This is a genomic window from Paraburkholderia sp. SARCC-3016 (assembly GCF_031119615.1).
Classification (GTDB): Bacteria; Pseudomonadota; Gammaproteobacteria; order Burkholderiales; family Burkholderiaceae; genus Paraburkholderia.
In genome coordinates this window covers 164,944-178,021 of sequence record NZ_JAVHZD010000009.1, presented here as the reverse complement: position 1 = coordinate 178,021, position 13,078 = coordinate 164,944, and the positions used below count along the sequence as shown (strand labels likewise).

Annotated in this window: 12 protein-coding genes; 6 read left to right on the top strand and 6 right to left on the bottom strand. The window is 64.5% G+C overall.

Going from position 1 to position 13,078, the window contains the following annotated elements; translation table 11 throughout:
* Window positions 1-444 precede the first annotated feature (444 nt).
* The 4 genes from rluB to QYH69_RS11600 all read right to left on the bottom strand — a co-directional run bounded on the left by rluB (window position 445) and on the right by QYH69_RS11600 (window position 6,552).
* Window positions 445-2,364, bottom strand: a complete 1,920-nt coding sequence (rluB, locus tag QYH69_RS11615; RefSeq protein WP_308831997.1) for a 23S rRNA pseudouridine(2605) synthase RluB — start codon at window positions 2,362-2,364, stop codon at window positions 445-447.
* 58 nt (window positions 2,365-2,422) lie between these two features.
* Entirely contained in the window at window positions 2,423-3,802 is a 1,380-nt protein-coding gene (gene scpB, locus QYH69_RS11610; protein WP_308831996.1) for an SMC-Scp complex subunit ScpB, read from the bottom strand.
* Window positions 3,803-4,106: 304 nt separating this feature from the next.
* Complete coding sequence (locus QYH69_RS11605; RefSeq protein WP_308832035.1) at window positions 4,107-5,372, bottom strand: pyridoxal phosphate-dependent aminotransferase; 1,266 nt, start codon at window positions 5,370-5,372, stop codon at window positions 4,107-4,109.
* 277 nt (window positions 5,373-5,649) lie between these two features.
* Window positions 5,650-6,552, bottom strand: a complete 903-nt coding sequence (locus tag QYH69_RS11600) for a LysR substrate-binding domain-containing protein (protein WP_308831995.1) — start codon at window positions 6,550-6,552, stop codon at window positions 5,650-5,652.
* Between the two features lie 462 nt (window positions 6,553-7,014).
* Between QYH69_RS11600 and QYH69_RS11595 the strand changes: the two genes are divergently transcribed.
* Both QYH69_RS11595 and QYH69_RS11590 read left to right on the top strand, forming a co-directional pair.
* Window positions 7,015-7,416: an IS5/IS1182 family transposase gene (locus QYH69_RS11595; RefSeq protein WP_075157442.1), complete on the top strand. Its 402-nt coding sequence runs from the start codon at window positions 7,015-7,017 to the stop codon at window positions 7,414-7,416.
* Window positions 7,417-7,730: 314 nt separating this feature from the next.
* Complete coding sequence (locus QYH69_RS11590; RefSeq protein ID WP_308831994.1) at window positions 7,731-8,018, top strand: hypothetical protein; 288 nt, start codon at window positions 7,731-7,733, stop codon at window positions 8,016-8,018.
* 384 nt (window positions 8,019-8,402) lie between these two features.
* On the opposite strand, the gene QYH69_RS11585 is transcribed toward QYH69_RS11590, so the two are convergent.
* On the bottom strand, window positions 8,403-8,705 hold the full coding sequence (locus tag QYH69_RS11585) for a hypothetical protein (RefSeq protein ID WP_075157444.1): 303 nt from the start codon (window positions 8,703-8,705) through the stop codon (window positions 8,403-8,405).
* 314 nt (window positions 8,706-9,019) lie between these two features.
* On the opposite strand from QYH69_RS11585, the gene QYH69_RS11580 reads away from it, so the two are divergent.
* The 3 genes from QYH69_RS11580 (at window position 9,020) to QYH69_RS11570 (ending at window position 11,006) form a co-directional block, all read left to right on the top strand.
* A complete protein-coding gene (locus tag QYH69_RS11580) occupies window positions 9,020-9,706 on the top strand; it encodes a YdcF family protein (RefSeq protein WP_308832034.1) in 687 nt (228 codons plus the stop codon).
* 490 nt (window positions 9,707-10,196) lie between these two features.
* Window positions 10,197-10,430, top strand: a complete 234-nt coding sequence (locus QYH69_RS11575; RefSeq protein WP_075157445.1) for a hypothetical protein — start codon at window positions 10,197-10,199, stop codon at window positions 10,428-10,430.
* A gap of 318 nt (window positions 10,431-10,748) precedes the next feature.
* The gene (locus QYH69_RS11570; protein ID WP_308831993.1) at window positions 10,749-11,006 is read left to right on the top strand and encodes a DNA-binding protein; all 258 of its coding nucleotides are present in this window, start codon (window positions 10,749-10,751) and stop codon (window positions 11,004-11,006) included.
* A gap of 54 nt (window positions 11,007-11,060) precedes the next feature.
* Here the strand turns inward: QYH69_RS11570 and QYH69_RS11565 are convergent, their stop codons facing one another.
* Window positions 11,061-11,351 carry a putative quinol monooxygenase gene (locus tag QYH69_RS11565; RefSeq protein ID WP_308831992.1) on the bottom strand — a complete coding sequence of 97 codons (291 nt, stop codon included), beginning with the start codon at window positions 11,349-11,351 and terminating at the stop codon, window positions 11,061-11,063.
* A 360-nt stretch (window positions 11,352-11,711) separates the two neighbouring features.
* Between QYH69_RS11565 and QYH69_RS11560 the strand changes: the two genes are divergently transcribed.
* Window positions 11,712-12,965, top strand: coding sequence for an EAL domain-containing protein (locus tag QYH69_RS11560; protein ID WP_308831991.1), 1,254 nt, complete (start codon window positions 11,712-11,714; stop codon window positions 12,963-12,965).
* Window positions 12,966-13,078 lie beyond the last annotated feature (113 nt).

Sequence of the window (13,078 nt, the reverse complement as noted above, 5' to 3'; positions counted from 1 at the left end):
TCGCTTTCTTTCGTATACCGCCGGCCCGCGTGCGAAACCACCGTTGGACGCATTGATTTGCGAACTTGCGCGGCAAAAAAAAATGGGCGAAACGCCCATCATCTTATTGCCGGTGGTCGCACCTGAGCCGTACGCAGAAACCAGACTCCCGACCGCATGCCCAGCGACTTCGTGATTGTAGCCATTTTTCAGGACAAACGCAAACCACGGCCGACCGCAAAAGCGCATCCGCGCTCGTTCTGACGGCAATCGACCCGATCGGCGCCGCTTGAAAAAGCCGCGCGAATGGCGGCCGGCAAAGGTTTGCAGCTAACCGGCCATCCGTGTTGATCCGGCGCTTGCAAAACGTCGGGCCAGCGCATCGCGCCGCTCCGCGCCGGCAGTGCGCCGGTCGCTTACCGGCTGTGAACCGGTGGCGGGTACTTGGACCGGCCCGGCCGCGGATTAGCGGCCGCGCGTGCGACCTCGCGGCGCGCGGTTTCCATTTGCGTTCGGGTTCGGACCGCCGCCGCCGTTGCCGCCGCGATTTGCACTGGCGTTGCCGCGACGGTTCAGGTTGCCGGCCATGGCGCGGTTGCCGCCGCCACCCGCCCGACCTCCGCCACCCTGCGCGCCAGGCGCGCGATTGCCGCCGCCCGTCGGAGCACGGTTGCCGTCGACATCGTGTCCGCCGCGGCCGCCACGCTTGTTATCGGTGCGACCATCGGTGCGATTGCCATTGCGATTGCCGAAGTTGCCGCCCAATCCAGCGTTCAGTGCGTTGAACGCGCCGCCGCCCGACTGGCCTCGCCGGCCGCCGCCGGCACCGCCGCCGCGCTGCTGATCGAAACGTCCGTGCGACATCAGCACGGGCTCGCGATGAATGAAGCCCATCGAGGTTTGCATCGGATCGGGCTGACGCCGCTCCTGCTCGGCATGGCGGCTGCCCTTGCCGCCTTTCTCTTCGCTCGGCGCCTTGAGACCCACGGCTGCCATCAGGCTGCGCACCTGATTGTCTTCGAGCTCTTCCCAGCGGCCGCGCTTCAGACCGCGCGGCAGCGAAATCGGACCGTGCCGCGTACGGATCAGACGGCTCACCATCAGACCGACCGCTTCGAACATCCGCCGCACTTCGCGGTTACGCCCTTCGGCGAGCGCGACGTGGTACCAGTGATTCGTGCCCTCGCCGCCGCCATCGCGAATACGCAGGAAGTTGGCGGGACCGTCGTCGAGTTCGACGCCGGCGAGCAGTTTCTGGCGCATACCCTCGGCGAGTTCGCCGACGACCCGCACCGCATATTCGCGCTCGACGCTATAGCGCGGGTGCATGAAGCGGTTCGCCAGATCGCCCGAGGTCGTGAGCATCAGCAGGCCCTCGGTATTGAAGTCGAGGCGGCCGACCGCGAGCCATTTCGCGCTCTTCATGGGCGGCAGCTTGTCGAATACCGACGGGCGGCCTTCGGGGTCCGCGTGACTGACGATCTCGCCGGTCGGCTTGTGATACAGCAGCACACGCGGCGGTTTGTTCTGCAGCTTGCGCTTGACCGGCTTGCCGTTGATGCGAACGAGGTCGGTCGGCATGATGCGCTGGCCGATATGCGCCGGTTCGCCGTTGACGGACACGCGGCCCGCGACGATCAGCTCTTCCATTTCGCGGCGCGAGCCCATGCCCGCTTCGGCCAATACCTTGTGCAGCTTCGGTGCATCGTCGTCGGGGGCGAGCACGCGCTTTGGCTGCGCGGGCCGGCCGCGCCGCAGCATCGGTGCGCGCACACCGCCACCGGTACCACCGTTCGGCGCATTCGACGAATTATCCGCATCGAATGCGGGCGACGTCACATAGGAGAACAGGTCGTCATCCGTACCTGCATCCGGCGCGCCTTGCGGACCGTTCTGGCCGCCGCGCCGGTTCTGCTGGCGCGCGCCATCGCGCGGCGCAGCGTCGCGCGGTGCCTGATTGCGCTGCCCTTCGCGCTGTCCATCACGTTTGCCGCCGGCTCGGCGGTTGCCTTGTCCTTTTGCGGCAGCGTCCTTGCGCGGCATACGCACCTGGGCGACGACCTCGCCATCGGGTGGCGCTTCGGGTACGGCCGGCACCGGTTGCTGCGCAGTCGCGGCGTCGCCGGCTGCCTTGCCCTTCGCGCCCGCGCGACGGCGTGCGATCAGGCTACGCGGTCCGCGGCGCAGGCCGCGGCGCGGCCGCTCATCGCCTTGCGCGTCGGATGCCTCGCCGGGCGCGCCAGCCGCGCCTTGGCCACCAGCGGGCGCGCCGCCGGCACGTTCCGCGGCATTCGCCGGGGCCGCCGCCGTACGCATGTCATCGACGGGCGCAGGGCGCACCGCGCGCTCGGATTCGGGCGAATCGGTATCGTGGATGTCTGTCAAAACAACCTCAAAATGTCAGGTCGCGCGCCCATTGCGGGCGCGGCATAGGTTTGTTACGTCAGGCGCTGCGTGACTCGGGCTCGTCGTCCGTCAGCACGCCGGCGTCCCGGCGGTCTTGCAAACCGCCGCCGTGAGCCGCTTGAGTCGATTGCGGCCCGGTTGTGTGTTTCACGTGCTCCGCGTGTTCGGCTTCGCTGCGAGCTTCACCGTGAAGTTCGTTGTGAAGCACGTGCGGATCGGCGCCGTCCTCGTGTTCGGCTGCGCCGGAGTCCGGTTCGTCGTTCCGCTCGGCGGCGCCTACCTTCTGCGCCGCGTCGCCGTCCGCATCGGGTGACGCGTGGCCGGCTTCGTGCTGTTTCTGATCTTCTTGCGCTTCCTGCCCGTTCGTTTGCGCTTCAGTTGGCGCAGACGTCATATCGTGAGCAATGCCGTCGCTCGCCGTGTCGCTGGTCGGGGTGTCGGCATCGTTGCTCGCAGCGGACGCGAGTGTCGCATCTTCCACCGCGTCCTCTGCCTCCGCCGCGTCCGCGCTTTGCGGCGCTTGCGGTATCTGATCCATCACTTCGGTCAGCGACGCATGCTCGTCCGCGATACGATCGCCCGCTGCATGCGCTTCGACTTCATTTGCGGCGCTTTCAGCCGGCGCAGCAGTGGCCGCACTCGAACCTGCGTCGCTATCGTCATGCTGCCGGGCCTCGACCCCGAGCGCTGCGCCTGCATTCGCGTCCAAGCCGGCATCGCTGCCCTCGGAACGGGCTTGCACCGCTTCATGCGATTCCGCTTCGCCTGGCGTTACATCCGGTTCGCCCGCGTTCGCACCGGCCGGCGCGGCGTCGCCCGATGCAGACTGCTCCGCCGTCTCCGCCGCGTCGCCCTCCGTGAACTCGATCGAATGCTGCGCGAGCAGATCGACGTTCGCTTGCGCCGACGGGTCGTCGAGCGGCGGCAGTTCGTCGAGCGCTTTCAACCCGAGGTCGTCGAGAAACTGGCGCGTGGTCGCGTACAGCGCCGGACGCCCCGGCACGTCGCGATGACCGATCACCTCGATCCAGCCGCGATCTTCGAGCTGCTTGACGACCTGCGTATTCACCGTGACGCCGCGAATTTCTTCGATATCGCCGCGCGTGACCGGCTGCCGGTAAGCGATGATCGCCAACGTCTCGAGCACCGCTCGCGAATACTTCGGCGGTTTTTCCGGATGCAGACGATCGAGATACGTGCGCATTGCCGGTTTGCTCTGAAAACGCCAGCCCGTTGCGAGCACGACCAGTTCGACGCCGCGCCCCGACCAGTCCTGCTTCAGGTCTTCCAGCAGCGTGCGAATCGTATCTGCCGACACGTTGTCGGCAAAAAGCTTACGCAACTCACCGAGCTTTAATGGCTCCTGCGCGCAGATCAATGCAGTCTCGAGGACGATCTTCGCCTCTTGGGTATTCATGCAGCTAGGTCAGACCCTGTGGTCAAAAGAACCGGATCAAACAGACGACAAGCAGACGATATGGAACAGAAGACGCGCTCGCCCGATTTTGATCGGTCATATTGATGGGAGCACGCACCGGGGGGAGGCAAAACAGGCATTCAGGCCATTCCCAGCCGGACGACGGAGCAGCGATATTCCGGAAAGGAATCGCGTGACTGGCTGCCATATTACGCAAAAAGATTCGGTGCGTAAAGCGACGGGGGCACGACCGCAGAACACCGGCAGACGGCGCGCTCGCCCGCCCGGGGCAAGACGCGCGCCCTTACCCCGGGCGCCGTGCGTCGAGAAACCGTCGCAGGCGCGCGACGCCTTCATCGAGCCGCGCCGTATCGCACGCATAACACCAGCGCACGAAGCCCTCGCCTTCCGGCCCGAACGCGCTGCCCGGCGCGAGGCCAAGACGCGCATCGCGCACGAGCGCCTTGCACAACTCAAGACTGCCGGAGGTGCCTTGCGCGGCCCCCGGCAGCTTGAAGAACAGATACATCGCACCTGCCGGCGCCTTCACGTCGACGCCTGGCAGCGTCGACAGCGCCTGCACCAGATGGTCGCGCGACGTCTTCATTTCACCGACCAGCCGCTGCGTAAACGCCTCGCCCTGCTGAACGGCCACGAGCCCGGCCTGCTGGACGAAGGCGGGCGCGCACGACGTGTTGTATTCGACGAGCTTGCCGAGGTCGTCCATTAGCGACGCGGGCGCGACGATCCAGCCGAGGCGCCAGCCCGTCATGAGCCACGCCTTCGAGAACGAGTTGACGCAGATCACGCGTTCGTCGCGCGCCGCAAGATCGAGGAACGACGGCGCGATGCGGCGTGCGTCGCCGGTCGCGCCGGCATGGCCCGCGTCCGCCGCGCCGCCCACCTCGTCCGCGTTGTCCACGTAGTAAAGGCGCTCGTAGACTTCATCGGCGATGATCCAGATGCCGTGGCGGCGGCAGTGGTCGAGCACCGCGCGCTGCTCGTCGCGCGTCATCACCCAGCCGGTCGGGTTATTCGGCGAATTCACCATGAGCAGCTTCGTGTCGGGCGTCAACGCGGCGAGCAGCCGCTCGAGGTCGAGCGCCCAGCCGCGCGGACCGTAGTCGAGCGCCACCGTTTCGACATGCGCGCCGAGAATTTTCGGAATCTCGACGAGATTCGGCCACAACGGCGTTACCTCGACGACGCGATCGCCCGCGCCGACGACAAGCTGCGCCGCCAGCATCAGCGCGTTCACGCCGGCGCTCGTCACCGCGACGTTGTCGATCCCGGTTGCCCCGTGCAATCCGCTCACATAGGCGGCAAGCGCCGCGCGCAGCGGCGCGATGCCGAGATTGTGCGTGTAGAACGTCGCGCCGGCGGCGAGCGCCTCGCTAGCCGCATCGCGAATGAACGCCGGCGTCACGCGGTCGGATTCGCCGAACCAGAAAGGCAAAACGTCGGCGAACCCGAGACCCGCATTCGCGACCTCGCGAATCTGCGATGGCCGCAGCGCGCGCACCGCATCGCGCGCATTGGGGAAGAGGGCCGGGGACGCGTCCGCGCCCATGTCCGCTTTTATGCCCGCCTTTATTTCGGCTTTTGCGTCCGCTTTTGCGTCGGATTCGCTCATCGATACATCCGGGGAAAATACCTGGAAAGCCGACAGTTTATCTTCACGTTCATTTCTGTCTAGCAATGCTTCGCAGCATCGCGAACGCGGCGCGCCCACCGCTTAACGATCAGGTCACGCCACGTTCCCAGGCATGCGGCCACGGCAGATGCGTCGACCGGGCCGCCCGGGTGGCTGTCATGGCAACCGGCATCGGATGCCCGACGCCGCGCGTTCAACGCAAATCCTCGGTGCGCGGCGGGACCTGCGTGATCAATCCCCACACTGCCTCGGCGGCCGGCGACAGCGACCGGTCGCGGCGCCGTACGAGCTCGACGGTACGCTCGGCGCGCGGCATGAGCGGCCGCGCGACGAGCTTCGCATCGGCCGGCAGCGGCAGCGCGAGCCATGGCAGCACGCTGATGCCGATACCCGCCTCGACAAGCCCATAAACCGTGGCCGGATGGCCGAGTTCCTGAACGACCGACGCGTGCACGCCCTGCTCGGTCATCGCCGCGTCGATGATCGGTCGACTGCCCGACGCGTAATCGAGCATCACGAGACGCTCTCCGTCGAGCGCCTTCCATTCGACCTGCTGATGCTGCGCGAGCCGATGATCGGCGCGCGATACGACGCAGAACGAGTCGATCATCAGGGTCTCCGTCAACAGGTCGTCGGCCGCGATCGGCCCAACGACGACGCCGAAATCGACCTCGCCCGACTTCACCTTGCGCACGACATCGGTTTGCACGTCGTCGCGCAAACCGAGCGCGATATACGGAAACTGCCGGCTGCACGCGGCGATCACCTGCGGCATGAGCCGGCACGCGATCGTCGGGCTCGCCGCCACCACCACGCGCCCGCGCCGCTGCTCGCCGATCTCGCGAATCTCGCGCAGTGCGTCGTCGAGATCGGTCAGAAGGCGCGACACGCTTGCGACCAGATTGCTGCCGGCGTCCGTCAACTGCACTTCGCGGGTCGTCCGGTCGATCAGCTTGAGGCCCAGCTCCGCTTCGAGTTCGCGCACGCAGCGGCTGACCGCGGATTGCGTCAGACCGATTTCGTCGCCGGCGCGGCTAAAGCTCCGCCGCCGCGCGACCTCGGTGAAGACGCGCAGTTGCCGCAGCGTCACGTTCATTTGATGACCTCATTAATGTCCTCGTTTGATGCGAATTGTATGCGGGAATCCTCATCGACCCGGTACTGGCGCGCGTTGTTGCCGCCCTCATTTCGCTGCAGCGCAGCAATAAGGCGCAAACGCACGGGCGGTGAGCCTTGCTGCACAAGATTGGTGATTGTCCCGATTTGCGTGTCGGGTTTTTTGGATTCTCATACGGGCCTGGCTACCGCCCGTCTTAGCTTGATGCGACGGGACTTTCGGGCGGTTCGGCTACCGATTGGCACACTTCATGCGTTGAAATCGCGCAAGGGTCGGCGCCGAATGAGGTTCACAAACACCCGCCGCGGCAAGCCCGACCCGGCCTGGCATCCGGCTCGCGAGAATCCCGTACTCGACTCATACGGCTTCACGCTCAACCGGGTGCATTGAGAGTGCGCGGCGCGGGGCAGCGCACCGGAGTTAGCTTCGCTGAGGTGAAACATGATGCTGTTCGACGATTTGAAAGACAACGAGTGGTCCCTGGTCGAGGCGTTGTTCTGTGCGGAGCCGGCGCGGAGCGAACGTCGCGGACGGCCACGCGTGGAAGCGCGGGCCGTGGTCAACGCGGTGCTGTGGGTTCTGTCGACGGGCGAAGGCTGGTCCAAGCTGCCCGGGCGCTATCCGTCACCGCCGACCTGCCGTCGCCGTTTCGACGAGTGGCAGGCTGACGGCACGCTCGCCGAAATAGTCAAGCGGCTCGCGACGAGCGGCCGTCAGATTTCGTTGCGCGGACGCATCGGCGCAACGGCAGCCAAGCCGCCTGCACCGCCGAGCCGCGACCGCCTGCGCGGCGCATTCTGGACGAATCCGGAATCGTGGCGCGCCCCGGTCAAAATGGCCTGAGCGCCAACCGACGCCCCAAACGCTGTCCGTCTATCCCCCTCCGGGCATATTGCTTCGCTTGCCATCGGGCGCCCTCGGGCGCCCGATGCGTTTCAGGCGTGCCGTCCGAACGCCGCAACGGTCGCACTGCCCATACGGCCCGCGTCGCCCCGATCCCGCGCTTGCTTGCGCCCTTGCCTCACACCCATAGCCGACGGCCTCCCGGCCCCGGATGAAACAACCATTTACCATTATTTACAGCGCGCTTTCTTCGTCAGGCATACCGTTGCAGTGTGCAAACCAGGCGGAACCGACCGTCCTGACGGGAGCTTTCCATGCGACCAATGTCCCTGCTTCTGTGCGGCATTGTCGTCTCAACATATGCTGCCACCGCGCTGGCCCAGCAACGGCCGCAACAGCAAGGCTGGAACTGGAAGCCGGACCAGCCGGCCACGCTCGAAGCTTGGCAACAGGCGGAAACACGCAATCACGATTTCACGCCGCCGACTCCGCGTGGCGACCTGCGCGGCGACATCGCCAGCAACGTGCGCGCGCCGCGTCCGGTGCAGCCACGCGACGACGATGCATCACGCCGCCATGCGCCGCCGCGCACGCGGCCGTAACCGGTCATGGGCGGCTGTACCGGCTTGTGCCCGGTTTCCGGCATTTCGGGCGTGCAATCGATCAGTTCGGGAACCACGTGCAGGGCGGCTAGTCTCATCTTTTGCCATAAGCACAGCGTGGCAGAAGTATCCGGTATGCCCGTATCCGCGCGATACGGGCTTTTTTTTGCGCGCGTCGAACCGCGCGTATCCACCGCCTCGAAAGGGTCGGCGCGCCTTCCCTCGCGGTGCCCGATGCAGCACCGTCGACGCATGTCGCCGCTCACGCGCCATGCGCTTACGAACGAACCTCGCCGTTCGCGCAACCCCAACATCGGAAGTACCAGCTGAAAAAACGCCTGAAGGGCCACCCGGGACCGGAGTGATCCGGCCGGCCAGCTTCGTTTACAGCGCCGCCGCCCGGGGCTCGGTGGCCACGTAGCTGGAGGTACGCCGCGCGTCCCAGTCGAGCGCTCGCTCGTCGCGCGCAAGCCGCGCGAATTCCGCACGACCTCGCTCCGTCAGCACCGCGATATCGACCGGCGCATGAAAGCCCGGCGCCGGCGCCACAGTACGCTGGCGCACCGTATCCATCATGCCCAGCGAGCGCAGATATTCGAATACGCCCGGGCGCTTCGCCCATGGCACCTGGCGATATTGCACACGCCGTAATGCTTCGAGTACCGCTTCATTGGAATAAGTGGTCATCTCACTTCTTTCTTAAAGTGCAGCCATCGTATATGTCGCGCGACAGTGGCCTGCCAGACGGCTTACAGCGACGCCCACGAAGCCTGCCGTGCCGCGCGCCCTGCGGCCGTGACACCGGCCGCGATTTATTTCATTCCGGCCCCCGTTGACCGGCATGGTAACGTTCGCTGCGCGATGAAAGAATGCGGCGATGCAGCGTTTGTTCCGCTGCGATACCGAACGCGCAAATCTCGAGAACAGATGTTCCAGAACGATACGTTACCCCAATCAAATTGATTCTATTCGTTTTATTGGTGCTTTTTTTCGCAGCTTTTCTGCTGATACGGCGCGCACGCCTCGCTGTCGCGTTGACGGCACTCGCCGTGTTCTGGCTCATCGCCGCGGGGTGGCTCACCGCGCCGCTGCTGGCCAGTGCACAAACCGTGGTCGCCAGCGGCGAAGATCTGCCGCCCTCTGCATTTGGCGCCCGCACCGCGATCGTCGTGCTCGGCGGCGGCACCGAATATGCGAAGAACGGTACGCTGATTCCGAAGCGCGATGCGACTGTCCGCATCGTCGTCAGCGCCGACCTCTACGCGCGCTGCAAGCGTACGGCTACCGTATGCGACGTGATCGTAAGCGGCGGCAATCCGCAACATCACGATGCAGCCGAAGCCGACACCTATCTGCCGTGGTTACTGCGCGAGCATGTTCCGCGCGAGGACATCATTCTCGAAAACCGCAGCCTCACCACGTATCAGAACGCGCGCAACGTCGCTGCTATTTTGCCGCACGGATATTACGATTCTTTGATCCTCGTGACGTCTGCGTACCAGATGCCCCGCGCGTTGCTCGATTTCCACCGCTTCGGCATGACGCCGCTGCCGGTGGTGTCGGACACGCGGCACGCGCGGCGCGGCCTGTTACCGCGTTACGAAAACCTGATCGGCGCCGAGATTGCGCTGCATGAGTTGATCGGGCTCGCACAGTTCTATGTTTATCGCGCGATCGGCTGGTTTTGATGCGCGTCGAATGCGCGTATCGAGTTATCGTGCGCTGAGCCATTGCCTCACTCTCCGATAGCCTCGCGCATCGGCACGGCACACGCCGCACGGCACACGGCACACGGCGCGCTAGCGACAACGCGTTATTTAGCGATCCGATATATCCAGCGAATCGCAGCTTCCATGAAGCTGCCCCGCATTGCCAAAAGCATCGTCAATCGCAGAAAGGCGCTCGTTTCGCAGCGTTGCGAGGGGACGCGGTGCACAAGCGAATCGCTCGTTTTTACCTGTGCTGCCGCACTCATGCACGGCGCGGCACGAAACATGCGAGCCGGCAGGCCGTATGGGTGGGGCGTTCGCCGTCATGCGGCACGCACGTTACCAAATGTAACGGTCTGTGAAAACTGTTACTTCGGCAGCGCTGGACCGGACATTGCTGGATAGAATGCATTGTCTTTCCCCTTGGACAGGCCATACTTGGGTCAATAACCACTCTCCGGAGGTAGCGATGAAGAAAGTGTCCCTCGCAGTCCTGGTTTCCCTTTCGGCATTGACGGGTGCCGCGTACGCTCAGCAGGACGGCAGCGGCATCACGATGAGCACCGATCCGCAAAAAGCCGCTGAAATCGAGCAACATGCACAGGACGTGCAGGCCCGTCAGCAGCAGATGGAAAGCATGCCGGCGCAGCACCATCAGAAGGGGAAGACGCATCACAAGAAGCCGAAAATGGATTCGCAATAAGCGGAGCGCGCATCGCGGCATAAGGCGCGCCGACCGGCATGGCGGCTTTGCCGCTCGTCTGCGAGCCGTGGGCGCTATAAGTCGCGCGTCCTCAAATCACGCGTTTGCGTAATGAAGAAAAAGGCCGAAGCCGTGGACCGCCGCTTCGGCCTTTTCGTTTTGATCGTCAGAATCCGTGACGCACTGTCGTCGAATACCACGCTCATTTGCCCATGCCTTGCGGCGTAGCGGCGATGCAGCCGTATGCTAAAGTCGCGCACCGAATCCGATACAACGGATAGACGATTCAACCACGCGCACCGAGGTGCGGAGGAAAGCATGAGCAACATCCAGCTGGACATCGAATGGACTGAAGCCGCATCACGCAAGATCGAAAAACTGATGCCGCGCGGCAGTCAGGAAGCGTATCTTGCCTTGCCGCCAGTCGAATGCCTGCCGATGGAAGGCGACGTGCTGTTCCTCGGACCGGAAGGCAAGCAGCAACCGTTCATCGTCGCCGAGCGTCAGTATCACCACGAGGGCGACGCGGACTGGACGATCATTCTGATTCTCGACGTGCCGCAGGCGGCGCACTGATCGCCAGGCAGCAAATGCGATGCGGCTGCGATCCGACCGCGATCGCCGCATCCCTCACCTGATCTTCTTGAGCACGCGGATTTCCGAGTGTTCGACCCAGTCGGCGATCGCCTTCCGGTAAGCCGCGATATGCGCGGACTGCGCGTGCGCGGCGAGCGCTTCCTCGCTTTCCCAACGCTCGTAGAAAACAAAGCGACGCGGCTCGCGCAGATCGCGATGCAGGTCGTACTGCAACGCCCCCGCCTCGGCACGCGACGGCGCGACGATGCCTTCGAGCGCCTCGCGCAACTGCTCTGCAAAGCCCGCTTTCGCAACCGAGATTGCCACCACTGCGATTTCATTCATTGCCGACCTCCCTGTTTCGTGCAAAATCGAAGAGCATACTCGTGAAGCCGAAATCTCGCCGGCCACGCTCGACCTGCGAACGCGAGCTTCGTCCGAACGGACGTCGATTGTTCCCGGAGTCTGTGATAACCCGAACATTCGCGTAGCTTTCGAACTGCTAGACTGCTTCGGGCAAGCTTGCGGGAAGCCTCACCTGGCCGTACACGTGGCTGTACATGGGGCCACACAAGGCTGGTGCGCCCGCACGCCGACCGGCGCGATGCATCTGCCGCCGCCGCCGAAGCTCGAGTCCCGTGCCGAAAGATTTCCGGCATCCAGATTTCACCACGCGCCGCACGCTGCATAGGACATTCTGACGCCATGCCAAACGTCGACGATACGACGCTCACTGGCCTGTTGCAGCACATGGTGCTGGAAGAGACCGGCTGGGCCGCGCCATGGCGCACGATCACCTTGCGCAGCGTGTTCCAGCCCGTCGTATCGATCACCCATCAGCGCGTGGTCGGGTATGAAGCGTTACTGCGTGCGTTCGATCCGATCGGCCATCCGATCTCGCCCGCCGTGCTTTTCTCCGGCACCCGCTCCACATCGGATGCGCGTGCGCTCGACCGGCTTGCACGATGCCTGCATGTCGCGAACTTCATGGAACAGCACATCGCCAATGGCTGGCTCTTTCTGAACACGCGCCCCCAAGTGTTTGAAACGGGCTGGCCGCAACGTCCGTTCATCGACGAACTGTCGCAGCATTTCGGACTGCCGCAGGAACGCATCGTGATCGAAGTGCTCGAGCAACCGGCCGACGATGAGTCCGCCGTCGCCAGCATGCTGGCCGCGTCGCAACCGCGCGACTTCCTGATCGCCATCGACGATTTCGGCACGGGCTTTTCGAACTTCGATCGCGTGTGGCGCTTCCGCCCCGACATCGTGAAGCTCGATCGCTCGCTCGTCGCGCGTGCCGGGCGGCGCGAAAGCGACAACGCGCTCATCAATCATCTGATCACGATGCTGCATCAATCGGGCACGATGGTGCTCGCCGAAGGCGTCGAAACCGAAGACGAACTGATGACGCTGATGCAGGCGGACGTCGATTTCGTGCAGGGCTTCTGGTTCGGCCAACCGAAGCCGCTGATCGAGGCCGCCAACGCTCGCATACCCGAACTGGTCGATCAGATGTGGCAACGGTTTAACGAGTACGAGCGCACACACACGCGTTATCAGCGCCCGGAATTCGAAGGCTTCACCGAGGCCGTGCTGAACGGCGCACAGATCTTTGCGGCAACCGGCGACCTGTGCCTCGCCGCACAGCCGGTGTTCAGGATTGCCGATGCGCGCCGCGTGTTCGTGCTCAACGAGCACGGCGAACAGATACAGCCCTCGATCACCGCGGCCGGTGCACCGCCGCTCTCGCCGCGACTTGCACCGCTGTTTCCCGACACGCGCAACAACTGGTCGCGGCGCGCGTATTTCAAACATGCGCTGGCCGCGCCCGGACGCGTTGCGATGATGGGGCCGCACTGTTCGCTCGCCGATGGCGAAGACTGCTATACCGCCGCTGTAGCCGTACCGCGCGACGGCGAACTCCATGTGTTCTGCGTCGATTTTCTGCCGCACTGACGCACGAGGCCCGTTCTGTCGTTCGAGTGTTGGCAGCTGGTTACGCCGCTTATACGCCGCTTATACGCCCCTTGTACGCCGCTCATGCGGCGGATCGCTGCGCCGTTCCCGCG